Genomic DNA, 3145 nt, shown 5'->3' with positions numbered 1-3145 from the left:
CTGCTTGTCAATGTCTGTACTGCTGGCTGGTCTCCAAGTGTAGCTGACGGTTCGCCCTGCCTCGAAACCGACACGACCTCTTGCAATCTGACGGAGTGGTGATGATGCGCTTGTTGATGATCTGCATAAGCATGTTGCTCGTTTCATTCTCGGCAATTGCGGAGTTGGAAATTCACCCTCTAAGTGGTAACGCACATATTCAAAGTATCATTAACAAGAGCCCCGCCTCATCCCGAATTGCGCCTGAGAAAAGATCGAGCTTTCCAAGCTTCGAGCAATTCAGTTCGATGGTCACACTCGCTCAGAAGACCGATAAAAGGCTATCTCAAGCAGTCAGGTTCAAATCGGAGTCGAGAGCGGCAATTGAAAAATTGGGATGTCAGTTTTCCAAAGAAGCCCCCTCCGGTGTCGAGATGAAGGAGGGTGGTTTGAACGGTGTCATGTCACTTTATTCGTGCGGTGCTGACTATGTTGTCACCTACGAGTCCCACTATGAACGTGAGCTGACGCAGCGTGTAGTTGTTTACGACGATGATTACGCCAAGCCTCAAGACCTCGGTAAGCCCTTGGTGAAAACGTCGGAAAAAGTAGTGGGTGGAGTCAGGAAGACCGGGTTGCGCTGGATGAACTCGAAGCATGAAGTGAGGTATGACATTTACGCCAGCCTGGAGGGTGATGGTGCACTGGAGAAGGCACTGACGTCGGTCATTACCAAGGTTGCCATTGAAGTCGGTAATCGATAGATCGCAGGTGTTGTGTAACGGAGCAACGAGACGTACCGGCAGGCTAGCCAGCTATCCATTTTGTACCAGTCAAAAAGGTATAAGTTCTTGCGAAAAAGATATTGTTCGGGAATAAAAAATCTCGGTATTGTCCGCCTCACGCCAGCAGTGGCACTTCACTGGCACCTCAATCAGCTCCCTATTTGAAGCCGTCGTCGACCTCGACACCTAAGGACCTTGCATGAAAAAAGTTCTGTTGTTCACCGCACTGGCGGCAGCCCTGAGCGCAGGTATTGCCCAGGCCGGCGAGAAGCTGGTCGTTGCCGCGACCCCGGTGCCCCACGCCGAGATTCTCGAGCTGATCAAGCCAACCCTGGCCAAGGAAGGCGTGGACCTGGAAATCAAGGTCTTCACCGACTACGTGCAGCCCAACGTGCAGGTCGATCAGAAGCGTCTGGACGCCAACTACTTCCAGACCCTGCCGTACCTGAAGAGCTTCAACGAAGGTAAGGGCACTCACCTGGAAACGGTGATCGGTGTACACGTCGAACCTTTCGGCGGCTACTCGAAGAAGGTCAAGTCCCTGGCCGAGCTGAAAGATGGCGCCACCATTGCCATCCCCAACGAAGGCAGCAACAGCGGCCGTGCTCTGATCCTGCTGCAGAAGGCCGGTCTGATCGAACTCAAGGACCCGAAGAACGCCGTGTCCACGCCGAAGGACATCGCCAAGAACCCGCACAACTTCAAGTTCAAGGAGCTTGAGTCGGCCATGCTGCCACGGGTCCTGGACCAGGTTGACCTGGACATGATCAACACCAACTACGCCCTGGAAGCCGGTCTGAACCCGGCGAAGGATGCGCTGATCATCGAAGGCGCCGACTCGCCTTACGTGAACTATCTGGTGGCCCGTCCGGACAACAAGGACAGCCCGGCGATCCAGAAGCTGGCCAAGGCCCTGACCAGCCCAGAGGTAAAAGCCTTTATCGAGAAGAAATACAGCGGTGCAGTGCTGCCGGCGTTCTGATGAACTAGGCTACTGACGCGACAAACCCCTTCAAGGTTTGAACGCCGACGGCTAGCACAGCGTCGGCGTTTTTTATTGCGCCCGCAAAAGCTGTAGGAGCCGGCCGGGCGGCGTTCCGCTTGCCGGCGAAGAGGCCCTTGAGCCCTGCATCGCCCTGAAGGGCGCCTTCGCTGGCAAGCCAGCTCCTACACAAGCCGGCTCCTACACAAGTGGAGCGCTTTTGGCGGTGGGCTGGGTGGCCCGGCGCAACGCCGTCAGCCATTTCATCAGCTCATGGGGGTCCAGCGGTTGCGGGGTCTTTGCATCGGCCATGGCGGTCGTCCTTGAGAGGTGCAGCGTCCAGTGGGGGGGTATGGGCGCGAAAGCTCCGTTCGACCCGGTAGAAAAGGTAGTAGCCCGGCGTCAGCCCGGCAAATCCGCGGGTTAGGTTTTTGGGTGATATCAATATGCTTTAACGGTATTTAAAGTCTTGTTTTTATAGCTATAAAGTTGCCGCAGCCGGGCGGTTACCCATCGCCCCATGGACTGCACCACCGCCGCTGTACCCCAGCGGCGTCCAGGACTTTCAATGACCCTCGATTACCCTTTTATCCTCAGCACCCTGCCGGCCTTTCTCAAGGCCGTGGGGGTGACCTTGCAGGTCGGCTTGATCGCCATCGGCACTTCCCTGCTGGTGGCCCTGATCAACGCCACGCTCCTGGTGTTTCGCACCCCTTATCTGCACCGGCTGATTGGCCTGTACGTGGAGCTGGCGCGTAATACGCCGCTGCTGATCCAGCTGTTCTTCGTCTACTTCGCCTTGCCGGCCCTGGGGATCAAGGTCTCCGGCTTCACTGCGGCGATCATCACCATGACTTTTCTCGGCGGTGCCTACCTCACCGAAGTGCTGCGGGCCGGGGTGGAAGCCGTGCCCCAGGCGCAGCTGGAATCGGGGCGCTCCATCGGCCTGTCGCAGTGGCAGTTGCTGCGCTACGTCATCCTGCCTCAGGCCGGCATCCTCAGCCTGCCGTCGCTGTTCGCCAATTTCATTTTCCTGCTCAAGGAAACCACCGTGGTCTCGGCGGTGGCGGTGCCGGAAATTCTCTACACCACCAAGAGCTACATCGCCCTGTACTACAAGACCTACGAAATGCTCGCGGTGCTGACGCTGATCTGCGTGCTGTTGTTCCTGCCGTTGTCGCTGTTGCTCAGCCGTCTGGAAAGGAGGCTGCAACATGGCCAGTTCGGGTCTTGAGTTATTGCTGGTGTCCTTGCCGCAACTGGCCCGGGGCGCTGCGCAGACCTTGTCGATTTCCCTGCTGAGCATTGCCTTCAGCACCCTGGGCGGCGTGCTCTACGGCGTGCTGTGCAGCTTGCAGCGCAAGGTGCTGGACGTGCCGCTGCGGATCTACCTGGAGTT

The 3145-nt window shown here is 57.3% G+C and carries 3 protein-coding genes and 1 pseudogene; all 4 read left to right on the top strand.

The window, feature by feature from the left end; all coding sequences use genetic code 11:
• Window positions 1-101 precede the first annotated feature (101 nt).
• Window positions 102-743: a hypothetical protein gene (locus tag BLX41_RS13900; RefSeq protein WP_123725354.1), complete on the top strand. Its 642-nt coding sequence runs from the start codon at window positions 102-104 to the stop codon at window positions 741-743.
• A 220-nt stretch (window positions 744-963) separates the two neighbouring features.
• Window positions 964-1746, top strand: coding sequence for a MetQ/NlpA family ABC transporter substrate-binding protein (locus BLX41_RS13895; protein WP_123725353.1), 783 nt, complete (start codon window positions 964-966; stop codon window positions 1744-1746).
• Between the two features lie 568 nt (window positions 1747-2314).
• The gene (locus BLX41_RS13885) at window positions 2315-2980 is read left to right on the top strand and encodes an amino acid ABC transporter permease (protein ID WP_123725351.1); all 666 of its coding nucleotides are present in this window, start codon (window positions 2315-2317) and stop codon (window positions 2978-2980) included.
• Window positions 2961-3145, top strand: a pseudogene (locus BLX41_RS35340) (amino acid ABC transporter permease); the annotation flags it as partial. The gene BLX41_RS13885 and the pseudogene BLX41_RS35340, both read left to right, overlap by 20 nt.

Source organism: Pseudomonas protegens, assembly GCF_003732485.1.
GTDB classification, from domain to species: domain Bacteria; phylum Pseudomonadota; class Gammaproteobacteria; order Pseudomonadales; family Pseudomonadaceae; genus Aquipseudomonas; species Aquipseudomonas protegens_B.
Note: the sequence above shows the minus strand (reverse complement) of the source record. Positions and strands in the feature narration are given on the sequence as shown.

What these genes read in the sequence shown, in the direction of transcription:
- BLX41_RS13885 (WP_123725351.1), top strand. Translation starts at nt 2,315, where the DNA reads ATGACCCTCGATTACCCTTTTATCCTCAGCACCCTGCCGGCCTTTCTC.
- BLX41_RS13895 (WP_123725353.1), top strand. Translation starts at nt 964, where the DNA reads ATGAAAAAAGTTCTGTTGTTCACCGCACTGGCGGCAGCCCTGAGCGCA.
- BLX41_RS13900 (WP_123725354.1), top strand. Translation starts at nt 102, where the DNA reads ATGATGCGCTTGTTGATGATCTGCATAAGCATGTTGCTCGTTTCATTC.